The organism is Rahnella inusitata, assembly GCF_018288855.1.
Lineage (GTDB): Bacteria > Pseudomonadota > Gammaproteobacteria > Enterobacterales > Enterobacteriaceae > Rahnella > Rahnella inusitata.
In genome coordinates this window covers 1,483,336-1,496,768 of the sequence record NZ_CP065024.1, presented here as the reverse complement: position 1 = coordinate 1,496,768, position 13,433 = coordinate 1,483,336, and the positions used below count along the sequence as shown (strand labels likewise).

Annotated in this window: 16 protein-coding genes; 10 read left to right on the top strand and 6 right to left on the bottom strand. The window is 53.6% G+C overall.

Translation table 11 applies throughout. The features are described 5' to 3' along the window. Positions 1-32: 32 nt before the first annotated feature. On the bottom strand, positions 33-479 hold the full coding sequence (locus tag I2123_RS07070; RefSeq protein WP_244879889.1) for a hypothetical protein: 447 nt from the start codon (positions 477-479) through the stop codon (positions 33-35). Between the two features lie 143 nt (positions 480-622). Here I2123_RS07070 and I2123_RS07065 point away from each other — a divergent pair, with 143 nt between their 5' ends. From I2123_RS07065 to I2123_RS07055, 3 genes are all read left to right on the top strand, one after another. Next, positions 623-1,399, top strand: coding sequence for an alpha/beta fold hydrolase (locus tag I2123_RS07065; protein WP_213052067.1), 777 nt, complete (start codon positions 623-625; stop codon positions 1,397-1,399). Positions 1,400-1,705: 306 nt separating this feature from the next. Next, positions 1,706-2,956 (top strand): L-lactate MFS transporter, encoded by a 1,251-nt coding sequence (locus I2123_RS07060; RefSeq protein WP_112164791.1) that lies wholly within the window; start codon positions 1,706-1,708, stop codon positions 2,954-2,956. Positions 2,957-3,091: 135 nt separating this feature from the next. Continuing rightward, entirely contained in the window at positions 3,092-3,292 is a 201-nt protein-coding gene (locus I2123_RS07055) for a hypothetical protein (RefSeq protein WP_213052066.1), read from the top strand. On the opposite strand, the gene I2123_RS07050 is transcribed toward I2123_RS07055, so the two are convergent. Both I2123_RS07050 and I2123_RS07045 read right to left on the bottom strand, forming a co-directional pair. Then, positions 3,293-4,639, bottom strand: coding sequence for an enolase C-terminal domain-like protein (locus I2123_RS07050; RefSeq protein WP_213052065.1), 1,347 nt, complete (start codon positions 4,637-4,639; stop codon positions 3,293-3,295). It lies immediately after the preceding gene. Continuing rightward, a complete protein-coding gene (locus I2123_RS07045) occupies positions 4,632-5,969 on the bottom strand; it encodes an MFS transporter (RefSeq protein WP_112164788.1) in 1,338 nt (445 codons plus the stop codon). The genes I2123_RS07050 and I2123_RS07045 overlap by 8 nt, the downstream gene beginning before the upstream one ends. Positions 5,970-6,655: 686 nt before the next feature. Here I2123_RS07045 and I2123_RS07040 point away from each other — a divergent pair. Continuing rightward, positions 6,656-6,793 (top strand): hypothetical protein, encoded by a 138-nt coding sequence (locus I2123_RS07040; protein WP_167457518.1) that lies wholly within the window; start codon positions 6,656-6,658, stop codon positions 6,791-6,793. Between the two features lie 664 nt (positions 6,794-7,457). On the opposite strand, the gene cspE is transcribed toward I2123_RS07040, so the two are convergent. Next, entirely contained in the window at positions 7,458-7,670 is a 213-nt protein-coding gene (gene cspE / locus I2123_RS07035; RefSeq protein ID WP_101076387.1) for a transcription antiterminator/RNA stability regulator CspE, read from the bottom strand. A gap of 375 nt (positions 7,671-8,045) precedes the next feature. Then, positions 8,046-9,161 (bottom strand): DUF1615 domain-containing protein, encoded by a 1,116-nt coding sequence (locus I2123_RS07030; protein WP_213052064.1) that lies wholly within the window; start codon positions 9,159-9,161, stop codon positions 8,046-8,048. A 134-nt stretch (positions 9,162-9,295) separates the two neighbouring features. Between I2123_RS07030 and I2123_RS07025 the strand changes: the two genes are divergently transcribed. Together I2123_RS07025 and I2123_RS07020 are read left to right on the top strand one after the other, a co-directional pair. Further along, complete coding sequence (locus I2123_RS07025; RefSeq protein ID WP_213052063.1) at positions 9,296-10,021, top strand: DUF3053 domain-containing protein; 726 nt, start codon at positions 9,296-9,298, stop codon at positions 10,019-10,021. Positions 10,022-10,112: 91 nt separating this feature from the next. Then, positions 10,113-10,385, top strand: coding sequence for a hypothetical protein (locus I2123_RS07020; RefSeq protein WP_056781372.1), 273 nt, complete (start codon positions 10,113-10,115; stop codon positions 10,383-10,385). A gap of 93 nt (positions 10,386-10,478) precedes the next feature. Here the strand turns inward: I2123_RS07020 and I2123_RS07015 are convergent, their stop codons facing one another. Further along, positions 10,479-11,387, bottom strand: coding sequence for a LysR family transcriptional regulator (locus I2123_RS07015; protein WP_213052062.1), 909 nt, complete (start codon positions 11,385-11,387; stop codon positions 10,479-10,481). A 115-nt stretch (positions 11,388-11,502) separates the two neighbouring features. On the opposite strand from I2123_RS07015, the gene I2123_RS07010 reads away from it, so the two are divergent. The 4 genes from I2123_RS07010 (at position 11,503) to I2123_RS06995 (ending at position 13,432) form a co-directional block, all read left to right on the top strand. After that, positions 11,503-12,747, top strand: coding sequence for an MFS transporter (locus I2123_RS07010; RefSeq protein WP_213052061.1), 1,245 nt, complete (start codon positions 11,503-11,505; stop codon positions 12,745-12,747). Positions 12,748-12,844: 97 nt separating this feature from the next. Beyond that, positions 12,845-12,994, top strand: a complete 150-nt coding sequence (locus I2123_RS07005) for a hypothetical protein (protein WP_167457516.1) — start codon at positions 12,845-12,847, stop codon at positions 12,992-12,994. A gap of 42 nt (positions 12,995-13,036) precedes the next feature. Then, positions 13,037-13,144, top strand: a complete 108-nt coding sequence (yniD, locus tag I2123_RS07000; RefSeq protein WP_112164783.1) for a small membrane protein YniD — start codon at positions 13,037-13,039, stop codon at positions 13,142-13,144. Positions 13,145-13,189: 45 nt separating this feature from the next. After that, entirely contained in the window at positions 13,190-13,432 is a 243-nt protein-coding gene (locus I2123_RS06995) for a hypothetical protein (protein ID WP_112164782.1), read from the top strand. The last annotated feature ends 1 nt before the right edge of the window (position 13,433 follow it).

Genomic DNA, 13,433 nt, shown 5'->3' with positions numbered 1-13,433 from the left:
CAACGCACCTGCTGCCTGAAAGGGGGCGCCTTTTATTTGGCGGTGTTGAGTTTGCAATCCCCATAGACGTAACCTTCGGTCTGGGTAGCGACCACAAAGCTGTCTTTCGTATGGATATACATCAGGTTATCCTGCGCGCCCGCTTTCATCGGCTGATTGTCTTTGCCGATAATGTCGGTCAGTTCAGGGCTGGTGATCAGTTTGCTACCATCCGGTGAAAAGCTGAACGTATTGCCCGCATCATAAACAGCGGCGTTTTTATTCACCACTTCAGAGACATCACTGCCATCATCCGACTGCGTATGATGGGTTAAAACACATTGATATTGCGTAACAGCCGATGCTGAAAACGACGCCAGCGCCAACATCACCGCCACACAACCGCCTGACCTGACCATCAGATAAATCCATAAAGTGAGTAAGAACGCCATGCTATCACTTGCCCGGCTGGTGGGAAGAGCCTGCAAATAAATATTCATAAGCAGAATGTCTTAAGCCAAATTACTTCTCATAAATAATGGGTTGCCAAACACTCATCTAATGACTCGTTTTTTATACAGTGTTAACTAAAAAATCTGCTTATAATCCGCCCATGACTCTCTTATAAAAACAAAGGATTGAGATGAGATCTTTCAAAGTGCCTGGGGCAGACTTCTATTTACGGTTCCATGAATTATCAGGGCTTGGGGTTCCGCTGGTATTTATACACGGTCTGGGTTGCGCATCATCTTGCGATTTTCCACGCGTGGCGACCGACGCGTCACTGCGCCCGCGACGTTCCTTCCTGCTCGATTTAGCCGGTTCAGGTTTCAGCGATAAACCGCAGGATTTCAGCTACAGCCTGCAGGCCCACGTTGACTGCGTAATCGCCTGGCTGGAAAATCTCGCCGTGCCGCAGGTGAATCTTATCGGCCACAGCATGGGCGGCAGCATTGCCATTATGGTCGCGTCCCGGCGTCCGGATCTCATCCAGCGGCTGATCGTTGCCGAGCCGAATCTGGATGCCGGTGGCGGCGCGTTCAGTCGGGCTGTCGCGAAATATTCTGAAGAAGACTATCTCGACGAAGGGCATGCGCGGCTGATTGAGATTGCGGTGCGTGGTAATGATCAGGTTTGGGCAGGGTCGATGGCGGTAGCTTCACCGCTGGCTATTCACCGTCAGGCCGTCGGACTGGTGAATGGCGAGGCAACATCGTGGCGTGAGCAGCTTTATCAGCTTGAAATGCCCGCCACGGTACTGTTCGGTGAGTTCTCCCTGCCGGAGCCCGACGTCGCGGTTCTGCCGCAGCACGGCATTCACACCGCCGTTGTCCCACAGGCTGGCCATTCGATGATGTGGGAAAATCCCACCGGCGTGGCCGCCGCAATCAACGCGGCGCTGAATGCGCAAGTGGTGTGACCCCCCTTTCATTGTTCCGACTAGCAGGGGCAAATTTTCGCCCCTTTCCCCCCGAACGCCCCTGCCCAAAAAACTAAATAACCGATTAGTGATCCAGATCAACTAAAACCCGCGTCCCGCAAGGACTGCGGAGGCATTTTAAGTCGAATTTCGGGGCGTTTTTAGCCCGAAAATGGCGACTCATACCCTCATAAATGCATTTCATTCCGCAACTCATGCATCTCACGCCGCAAATGAACCGCACATATTCCCGGGGACTATCATAGCCACAGTTAATTGAATCTACTTCGCTCGGGAGAACCCACTATGAGTGACAAATCTGGCATGCCGAACTACAACCGTACCCGCTGGCTGACTCTGGCCGGTACAATTCTGACTCAACTCGCGCTGGGATCTGTGTACACCTGGAGTCTGTTCAACGGTCAGCTTTCTGAAAAGCTGGGTGAGCCGGTCAGTCGCGTCGCACTGACCTTCGGGATCCTCAGCCTGTGTCTGGCTATCTCTTCTTCCGTCGCAGGCAAACTTCAGGAACGTTTCGGCGTTCGCAACGTCACCATCGCCGCCGGTGTGCTGATGGCTGCCGGGTTCTTCCTGACGGCGCATTCCGACAATGTGATCATGCTGTATATCAGTGCCGGTGTGCTGGTCGGTCTGGCGGACGGTGCGGGTTATCTGCTGACGCTTTCCAACTGCGTAAAATGGTTCCCTGAGCGTAAAGGGATGATCTCCGCCTGCGCAATCGGTGCCTACGGTTTAGGCAGCCTGCTGTTCAAATTCGTATGCGGTCATCTGCTGGCGACGGAAGGTTTGCAAAACACCTTCATGATCTGGGGCGGCGTGGCGATGGTGATGGTGATTACTGGTGCACTGATGATGAAAGATGCGCCGAAACAGGAAACCGCTGATGTGACTCGCGAAGAGAACTCTTTGAACGATAACAGCAAAGACAGCCGCGAATTCACGCTGGCCGAAGCGGTTCGCGCGCCACAGTACTGGATGCTGGCGCTGATGTTCCTGACTGCCTGTATGAGCGGCTTGTATGTGATTGGTGTGGCGAAGGATATCGGACAAAGTCTGGTGAAACTGGACGCCCTGACCGCCGCTAACGCCGTGACCGTCATCGCGATTGCTAACCTGAGTGGCCGTCTGGTGCTCGGCGTGCTGTCTGACAAAATGCAGCGTATTCGCGTGATTTCCATCGCGCAAATCGTCTCTCTGGCCGGGATGAGCATGATGTTGTTCACTCACATGAATGAAACCATGTTCTTCATCTCCGTGGCCTGTGTCGCCTTCAGCTTCGGCGGGACTATCACCGTGTATCCGTCACTGGTCAGCGATTTCTTCGGCCTGAACAACATGACCAAAAACTACGGTCTGCTGTATCTCGGTTTTGGTATCGGTAGCATCTTCGCTTCTCTGGTGGCTTCACTGTTCGGTGGTTTCGCGGTGACCTTCAGCATCATCACCGTATTATTGATGGTGTCATTGGTTCTTTCTGCCACGATTCGCTTACCGAATAAATCAGAAGCAGGTCATAATACGCTCCAGCACGTGTAAACCAGCACTTGAGCGCATCATAAATGATGAACGGGAGCGTAATTAGCTCCCGTTTCTTATGAATAAAGCATATCCGTTCAGTGGCTGATTCACACAATACTTATGAACCAATGTGAATACACCGGACACCCGACCATGAAACGCACCACCCTCGCTCTTTTCAGCCTGATGCTCAGCCTTACCGCGTTTAACAGTTTCGCCGTAGCCTATCCTTCCAGCGCACAGGAAGTCGCATCAGAACTGAGCCGTAAAGCCAGCGAAAGCAGCAATCAGCCGTCCACAACGCTTGATGCCAGCGCACACAGCACACTGACTTCCGGCAGCGATTACCTGTAATCAGCGCACCAGCGTCGCGCGCTTGCCGTCGAATTTCCATCCCTGAATCAGATACTGCATCGCAATCGCATCATCGCGGTCTTTTTGCGTCATAGTGTTGTAGCGCTGATGGGCAATACCGACCGCGTCCATATCCAGCTCCACGCCCAGCCCCGGCAGTTCGTTAAGCGCCAGCTTACCGTCTTTAATTTGCAGCGGATTTTTCGTCAGATGCTGGCCTTCCTGCCAGATCCAGTGCGTATCAAACGGTGTAATGTCACCGGGCGCGGCAGCCCCGAGATGCGCCAGCATGGCCAGCGATACGTCAAAGTGATTGTTGGAATGACAGCCGAGCGTCAGCCCCCACGCATTGCATAACGTTCCGATAGTATTCGCGCCGCGCATCGACCAGTAATGCGGATCCGCCAGCGGAATATCGATGGCGTTAAGCTGCAACGCATGGCTCATCTGCCGCCAGTCGTTGGCTATCATATTCGTCGCGACCGGTAATCCGGTGGCGCGCTTAAACTCAGCCAGCGTTTCCCGCCCGGAAAATCCCTGCTCTGCGCCGCAAGGATCTTCGACGTAAGACAAAATACCGTGCATGTCTTTGCACAGCGCAATCGCCTGATCCAGCGACCATGACGCATTCGGATCGACGGTGATCCGCGCCTGTGGAAAACGTTGTTTCAGTGCCCGCACGGTGTCGATCTCTGCCTCCCCTGCCAGCACGCCGCCCTTCAGTTTGAAATCCTTAAAACCGTATTTGTCCTGCGCGGCTTCAGCCAGTTGCACAACTTTCTCGTGCGTCATCGCCTCCTGATGGCGCAGGTGATACCACGCATGTTGCCCCGGTTGCACTTTCCCTTCCTGATAGGCCAGATCCGTTTTCTGCCGGTCGGCGATGTAAAACAGATAACCGAGCACCGGCACTTCATCGCGCTGTTTACCCGGCCCGAGCAGTTGCGCGACCGGCTGATTAAGATGCTGCCCCATCAGATCCAGCAGCGCCGTTTCCAGCACGGCAACCGCGTTGTGGTGCCGCTCGAGATCCCACGGACGAAAGCCGGGCAGCACGGGCCGCGGTGCACGGTTTTCTTCCAGATCGCGTTTATGCAAATCGCTGACCAGCTGATTCATTTTGCCGATCTCCTGGCCGACGATATGCGGGATCGCCTCATTGAGGATCTTCAGCACAACGCCCGTCGCGGGCGACTCGCCGACGCCCGTATGCCCTTCGCTGTCTTTTAGCACCAGCAGGATACGGGTGAAATAACAATTATGTGCACCGGCGATATTGAGCAACATGCTGTCGTAACCGGCAACCGGGATGACCTGCATTTCGACAATTTTTGGTGTATCAGACATGGCGTTTTGGCTCCAATCCCTGCGGGGCGTGATAGTCAGGTTGTGTTGGCGTGCGGTTAGTTTTAGTGAAAAACAGTGTGATGGCGGCGAAGACGGAGGCACCGCTGAGAATATACAGCCCGGCAGTCGTGCTGCCGGTGGTCTGTTGCAGATAGCCAAATACCGCCGGCGCGAAGAATCCGCCGAGATTACCCAGCGAGTTGATAAGCGCAATGCCCGGCGCGACGATAGAAGACGGCAGCTGGCTTTGCGGGATAGGCCAGAACAGCACAGCGCTGGATTTCGTGCCGATGCACACTACGCACAGCGCGAACAGGCCAAACCACGGGCTGCCGAGCGTACACAAACAGGTGCCGATGGCGGCGACAATCAGCGCCAGTGCCAGAATGGTTTCCCGGTTGCCACGGAACCTGTCGCTGACGCGGCCCAATATATTGATGGCGATAATCGCGCAAATCCACGGTACCGAATTCAGCAAGCCAATCTGTAACGGCGACAGCCCCGGAATGCGGCCAATGATTTCCGGTTGCCAGAACACCAGCGTGTAGCCGGTCATGCACATCACGAAGAACAGGAAGCACAGATAGGCCATTTTGCCGTCGGTGATAAGTTTCCAGCGTGACTGCCCCTGCGTATGGACGTCACGCGAACTCGCCTCTTCTTGCAGCGCGGTGCTGAGCGCCTGCTTTTCTTCGACAGTCAGCCATTTGGCTTCTTCCGGTTTTGAAACCAGGAAGAATGCGGCAACGATCCCCACTAACACCGACAGCGCGCCTTCAATGAACAGCACCCACTGCCAGCCGGGTAATCCCATAAAATCATGCAATTCCAGCAATCCGCCGGTAACCGGGCCGGATAACAGATAGGCCGCCGCCGAGCCGGTGAGGATCAACGCCGTGGCACGCCCGCGATAGACGTTAGGCACCCATTTGCGGAAATAAAATAAGATCCCAGGGAAGAAGCCCGCTTCGGCGACGCCGAGTAAAAAGCGCAGCACGTAGAACTGCATCGGCGTGGTAACAAAACCCATCGCAAAGACCACCGCGCCCCAGGTGATCATAATGCGGGTCAGCCAGACGCGGGCGCCGTACTTGTCCATCAGCATATTGCTGGGGATTTCAAACAGCGCGTAACCGACGAAAAACAGACCGGCACCGAAACCGAAGGCGGCGGTACTGATGCCGACGTCTGTTTCCAGGCTGTGTTTGATGAAGCCGACGTTGGTGCGATCGATTTGGTTAATGATCAACATCAGGATGAGCATCGGAATGGTGCGGGCAAAGAATTTGCGGTTTGCACTTCTTACCGCTTTGTTTTCATGACCGTTCATGGTGTTCCCTTAGCGTTGAAATAATGAACAACTGCAACACTACTTAAGAAGCGAACACGGTGAATTGCCATTGTGCACTCGCCCAATGTTTGATCACCCGCAAAGACTGGCGACAACAATTAATTCACATTATCAATGAATTGAGCCATGTGCATAAGCACAACTGATAATTAAGGCGTTTTTCCTTTTTAGATGGAATAGCGAGGCGGTTCACAGTTTACGGAGGGTCTTTTTCAAACAAAGCGCTTAAAATAGGAGCACGTAATTATCCATGCGGTTTATATGTTTGTTATAATTGCGCTTTGAAATCGATCAATGGGACACGCCGTCCCGACACAAGGAGTGTGAAATGAAAGCAACTGCATTTTGGTTAATCATGGCCGGAGGTTCCGTAGCGATTGGCTACGCGATGGCGCTGATGATGGAACTTTTGTAACGTCTTGCGCCGTTCCGCCCTTTTCGATAAGGACATATCTATGGCATTTTACAGCCCCAGGCGCATCATTCTCTATACCGCTGCGGCCATTGCGCTGCTGGTCATCGTGGGTCTGACGACCTACTTCACCGTCGGCCATCTGGCTGTTTAACGATTTCCAGTCTTCAGAATCCGTGGCGATACACAACGTATCGCCGCAAAATCTGCCTGAAAACCTGCTCTGAACATCACACTCACTGAGAGAAGAAACATGACATACAAGGGATTACTGGTGGTTGCTGTCGTTATTCTGCTGGCAAGCATCGGCTCGGAGTCATTGATTAAGAAGGGAATTGCGATGGCGGATGCCAAAATCGATCAGGTAATTGGTCATTACGCAGACAAATAAGGCTTACAACTGCTGGAGTAACCTTACCGGGCGATGACAAAACCATACACAGCGTTTGGTATCGTAAGTCCATCAAATGTTGTGTGATGTCCCTGTGTAATACCCCTGTAGAACCCTGTTATTTGCCCGCCGTGTGCGGGCTTTTTTTTGGCTTTTTTTTGGTTTTTTTTTAAGTTGTTATTGATGCAAAAGCCAATTCCCGAAAGCATGTGGGGTGAATCAAGGCGGCAAGAGAGAAAATCCCGATGCGCTGACATAAGCCAGTGATTCGGTGGAACGGGCGTAGCTAACACAGAGTCAGCCCAAGGGATGAAGGGAATTTGCCGGTGCTTTCCCGGCCGTCATATTGCGGCGTAAGCGTCCATCGTACACTCCTACATTACGCGGCCTGAGCGCGGCCTTATCACAACAGAAAAAACGGCTGAGTTTTTTATTTCCTGATTATCTATTTTTCATTTCGATAAAAATGGCGAGAAAAAAGAAACCGGCTTTTCTGTTGTGGCTCCCGAAATAATTCTGGAAGCTTTTAAATAATAAACCCCGGCGTTGGCCAGGGTTTATTTTTGTGGTTCATAATGTCGATATTGAAACAACGATTCCTGTCTGCTCCGGGTTTACCCCATCTTCGCTATTGCAGGTGATTTGCCTTCAATATCAGGCGACATTACAGAACGACAACGTTACCCGCTGAAGGGCCTTTCTGGCCTTGTTCGATGGTGAACTCTACGTTCTGACCTTCGTCCAGGGTTTTGAAATCATTGCTCTGGATTGCAGAGAAGTGTACGAACACGTCTTTGCTGCCGTCTGCAGGGCTAATGAAACCGAAACCTTTACCAGCGTCGAACCATTTTACTAAACCAGTCATTTTAGTAGACATAGGAAATACCTTCTTTTTTTATTTTATGATGCCATAGGGCAATATAGGTCTGTTTTTATTTGAAATACTTATGGATGCATCAGAGAAGGAAATTCGTCGGAGAAAGGATTTGCTATATCACTTGAACCAGGAACTGCTTTACTAAATGTCTTACATAAATAGGTCTTAACCACAAACCGTTGACGCTATTTACACACAGCAGGATTTATTAAGCAAGCCTTTATTTCAACGCAATTCTATTTATAGCCTTTATATTTGTTAATGGAATAACCCGCAGGGCACGCAGGGCGGCGGCTGTAGCCTGATGAATAAATAATTATGCCTGCCGGATTCAGGCAGGCATTAAGACGATTCTCACCGCGTCATAGATGAAACTCAGCGCGCCGTGGCTCTTTTAACGCAATCAGCGCGGCGTCCGTCCACCCGTTTGGCGAACCATGCGGTGGTCAACGTACGGGTAATTTTCGGACTTTCCAGCGTGATCCCCGGCAGCATCTCACGCGGCTGTCGCTTCCCGGTGGTTTTATCCGCCAGCGCAAACACCTTTTTATAGAGTGTAGTGTCTTCGAACTCCAGCTGTTCGCCCTTCTCCAGCGCCTTGCGGATTGAAGAATGGCTGATATCCAGACGCTTGCTCAGCGTGCGCACCGCCAGCTCGGTGCTGCCAGGCTTATCGGTGCCGTAGTTGATGAGGTCACCATCGAGCGCCAGCGGAATGCCCGAGGCCTTACTGACCGCGCTCTGGAACGCGGCATTCCGGCTGGCGTACCAGCCCGCATTAAAGTCGGCGAAACGGTACAGCGGCTGAGTGTAATTCGCCGGATAACCCAGCAGATGTTTCACGCCGAAATAGATACCGCCGCGACGGCTGAACACTTCGTTGCGAATCGAACTGTCCACCGGATACGGATACCCTTTAGCATTCTGCTCAGCGAACGCGATGCTGACCTGCATCGGCCCGCCGGTATGCACCGGATTGAGATTGCCAAACAGCTTCTGCCCCATCGGCACCATATCGATGAAATCATCGAAAATCGCACTCAGCTGCTTCTCGGTTTTCACATTATCCAGCCGCTCGCTGTAGGATTTGCCGTTTGGCGATTTCAGCAGCAGTGCGGTGTGTACCAGGAAATTCGGCACATGGACGGCATCTGCGCGGCGGTCTATCTCTTTCCACGCGATTTTCCCAAGCCCCGGCACCGGCGCGTCGGCGTTGAAGTTAGATTCCTGCTGCGCCACCGCCAGCACCGAACAGATATTCTCGGTGGTCGGCGCGATACCCTGTGCAGAAAACGCGGCGGTAATGTCCGTCGCCCAGCCCTTGCGATCCGGCGCGGTGGACGGCATCAGCCGCACGATATCCGCCTTAGTGTCCTGCGGATTTTTCACCGGCGCGTCGTTTTTCTTATTAGACGTACACCCTGCGAGGATCAAAATCGCTAATGCACCAAGCGTGCGGGGTGTGGAAAATCGCTTACCGTTCAAAATCATACATTTCCTGAAGAGGGAGTTTCGTGTGTACTTTGGTGACGTTAACCAAGATAAGCGCGGCTTTCTAGTTAAAATTTCAGCTTTTTACGCTAAGGTTAATCTTCTGAATATGGAGCAAAAGGAGCAAGGAATCTATGCAATACGCGATCAAAACCTCTCACTTCACCCGTACTTTCCTGATGCCATTGATGCTGCTGATGATGATTTTTGCCGTCAGCGGCTGTGGTGATAAAGAGCCTGCGCAGCGCAAAGCGTTTATGGATTTCCTCCAGTCGCGCATTCTCGATAAACAGGTGCTGGCCGTGCCGCAGCTGTCGGAAGCGGAGAAAAAACAGTTCGGCGATTACAGCAAAGATTATGCGATCATCACCGGTTTTCATCACCAGATGAACACTGAGCTCGATTCCTCGCTGGTACCCGTGTTTGCCGGTATGAACGGCGTCAACAGCGTTAATGCGCTGGTCGAGCAGCGCGATGACCTCAAGAAGATGGCCGACAGCAGCCAGAACTGGAAAGAGAAAATCATCACGCTCAGAACGCAGGCGGATACCCAACACGCGGCGCTGAAACAGCCGGACGATCTGAAAAAGGTTTACGATCAGGCTTACGAGAAAACAGTGGTCAAACCCTCTGAAATCACCGAACAGGTTTTTGAGCTGCTTCCGCAGGTGCTGAATCTTATCGTCGCCAAAGCCGATTTCATCAAGAGTCAGGGGAAAGATGTCACCATTACCGGCAACCGTCTGCAATTCTCCAACCAGAAACAGCTGGATAAATACAACGCTATCCAGCAACAGCTGGTGCCGCTAAATGCGCAACTGATGCAGCTTAGCCGCCAGATGCAGCAAATGGTACGCTAAACCACCACCCGAACGTCCAGACCGCCGCAAGGCGGTTTTTTCATGACGGCGCTTTTGTTATGGTGTGCGGCACTTAACTAAGGAGACACCGATGAGTGACGAAATTCTTGCCAAACGCGTTGACCAGCTTGAGCGCGTAAACCGTGAACTTCTGGTACAAATTTCCGCCATGCGCCTGCTGTTCGGCAGCGTGGGCAATGTGCTGAACGCCAGCCAGGAAAATGCTTTCACAGTAGCCGTGAATCAGGCGCTGGAAGCAAATCGCGCCGACGTGGCAAACCAGACCGATCTGGACGAAGCTTCCCGTAAATTCCGCGAAGACGTGTTCAAATGCACCGAATCTCTGCTGCCCGGCAGCCGTTAACCGGTGATAAACCGAAGGTGTGTATTCGCCTTCGGTCCTCCGCTCCTCGCGTACAATCTGCTGGCTCATCTGCAACTCCTTTTAGCAGACGTTTTAGTTTGGGCATACCAGCGCCAGCGCCTTATTTTCCGGGAACAGTCTTTCGCTGATAAAATCGATAAATACCCGAAGCTTAGGCGTCATATAACCGCCAGACGGCCACAGAATGAAAAAATCTGCGCTGCGTTCGACGTGCTCGTCTAATACGGTCACCAGTTGACCGCGCGCCAGCTCCTTGCGGACGCTGAAATCCGGCAGGCAGGTGATACCCAGCCCCTGCACCGAAAAACACAGACGCGTTTCAATGTTATTGCACACCATCGACACCGGCAGCGCGACATCCACATGCGCCGGAACCGGCCACGGCTCCAGCTTGCCGCTGTTGGGATAGCGGAAATGCAGGCAGCGATGCGTGAGCAAATCCTGCGGCTCACGCGGCCAGCCGTATTCTGCAAAATAGGCAGGAGACCCGACCAACAGATGACGGAATTTTCCGAGCTTGCGCATCGACAGCCGTGAATCCACCATCTGCCCGGTGCGTACCACCGCATCAAACCCTTCTTCCACCACATCGACCACGCGATCGGTGAAATCCAGATCCAGTTCAATGTCCGGATAGCGACGCATAAACTCGCCGAGCACCGGCAGCAGCAGTGTGCTGACCAGCGGTAAACTCAAACGCAGCCTGCCCCGCGGATTTTCCGAAAGCTGCGACAGCTCGCTTTCCGCGGCTTCCAGCTCCGCGACTATCCGGCGGCTGCGCTCGAGAAACAGTGCGCCTTCTGCCGTCAGCGTGACGCTGCGGGTGCTGCGGTGAAACAGTCTCACCTTCAGCTTGGTTTCCATCCGCGCGATGCTTTTACCCACCGCCGATGCCGACACGCCCAGTATCCGCCCTGCGGCGACGAAACTGCGGGTTTCAGCGACGTGCACAAACACATTCAGACTGCTCAGACTTTCCACCGCTACCTCCCATTGCGGACATCATCGTCCGCATACACTGGAAATCTACCCTACTTTTTCCGCATCGTGGAGATCTCTATTCTGATCCGACACTTTCTTACATTGAGAAATCACCATGAATTCACCTCAGTCCGCCTCGCCGTTGCCGCTTTCCGCCCTGCTGGCGATGGCGATGACCGGTTTTATCGGCATCATGACCGAAACGTTGCCCGCCGGGCTGTTACCACAGATTGCTGCGGGACTTAACGTGTCGCAGGCAATGGCCGGACAGCTGATCACGCTTTACGCCGCCGGTTCGCTGATGGCAGTGATCCCGCTGGCGGCGATGACGCGCGGCTGGAACCGGCGCACCGCGCTGCTCACGGCAATCCTCGGCTTTCTGGTCTTTAACACGCTCACCACGTTTTCGACGAATTATTTCGTGACGCTGTTCGCGCGCTGGATGGCCGGTGCGGCCGCCGGTCTGGCGTGGGGGTTACTGGCGGGCTACGCGAGACGCATGGTGCCGGTGCATCAGCAGGGGCGCGCACTGTCGGTGGCGATGCTGGGCGCGCCGGTGGCGCTGTCCGTCGGCGTACCACTCGGCACCTGGATGGGTACCCTGCTCGGCTGGCGGATGGCGTTTGGCGTAATGTCGGCGGTCACATTGCTGCTGGTCGTATGGGTGATGCGTAAAGTGCCCGATTATCCGGGGCAGGCGGCAGGCCAGCGTCAGTCGCTGCGTCACGTGATAATGATGCCGGGCGTACGCAGCATACTGGCGGTGATCTTATTGTGGATGCTGACGCATAACCTGCTTTATACCTACATTGTGCCGTTCCTAACCCTCTCCGGTCTGGCAGAACGGGCCGATCAGATCCTGCTGGTATTTGGCATCGGCGCACTGGCGGGTATCGCTTTCACCGGCTTGCAGGTGGATAAACGCCTGCGGAAAACTCTGCTGGCCAGCCTTACATTGTTTGCGGTGATTTCACTCGGACTGGCGCTCGACGGCCATTCACCGCTGATGGTCACGCTGTGCGTCGCCATCTGGGGGCTGACTTTCGGCGGCGCGGCGACGTTGCTGCAAACTGCCATCGCTGACGCCACCGGCGAGCAGGGTGATATGGCACAATCGCTGGTCGTGGTGTCGTGGAATCTGGCGATTGCCGGCGGTGGCTTGTCCGGCGGCATTCTGCTTAACACCGCTGGGGTCGGCATTTTTCCGTGGACGATGCTGGTGCTGTTGCTGGCCGCGCTGATTATCGCCTGGTGCGCGAAACGTCACGGTTTTAAGCCCGGTGCCCGATATGCAGAAAATCCTAAGGATCCGGTCGCGGAGGGACAGGATCAAAGTTTCGCATCGTCTGAGCGGGTATAATTTCCTAAACCCTTTCAGAACCAAACGCCTGAAACCTCCTCAGAGGGAGCACTTTCTGATAGAGTAAAAAACAGGCAATGCAAAGACGATGAGAACCATGGAAGCCCATAAGAAAGCCGCTATAATTTTGACTGTACTTGCCGCAACGGCCTTACTGCTGGTGGCTTTCGAGTGGCTTGCCGATCAAACCGTTCCCGAATTAAAGGAACATGTTGTTCATTACGTTGACCGGCACATCACCGGTTAACGTGGATTCAATAACACCTAAGCTCAATACAGGGAGGATCCGATGGTCACCAAAAGGATGATGAGTAAACACTGGAAGATGGTCGTCGTGTTGCTGTGCATCTGCGGCGGCCTGCTGTTACTCCGCTGGGCGGCCATGATTTGGGGTTGAGCTGATATTGTTAGCGATACTATTTTGAGTTAAGTTGACGCTCCTATGAAGACCCCAAAACCGCGTCGTCCCCACGGGCGATGGACCTATTACATTATGTACGAAGACATTCTGTGGCCATGCCCGGTTCGCTGGGAGTGGGAGAATAGCTATGGCGGCTGGCTGCCATTTTACTATTCCCCGACGCTGGAGTTTGTCGCCGGTGATCCGCTCAAAGCCACCAAAGTGCCCGGTTCCAAAACCCGGCCTCTCGTTAAAACCTCCCGCATTCCTCAATACGATTACTGAT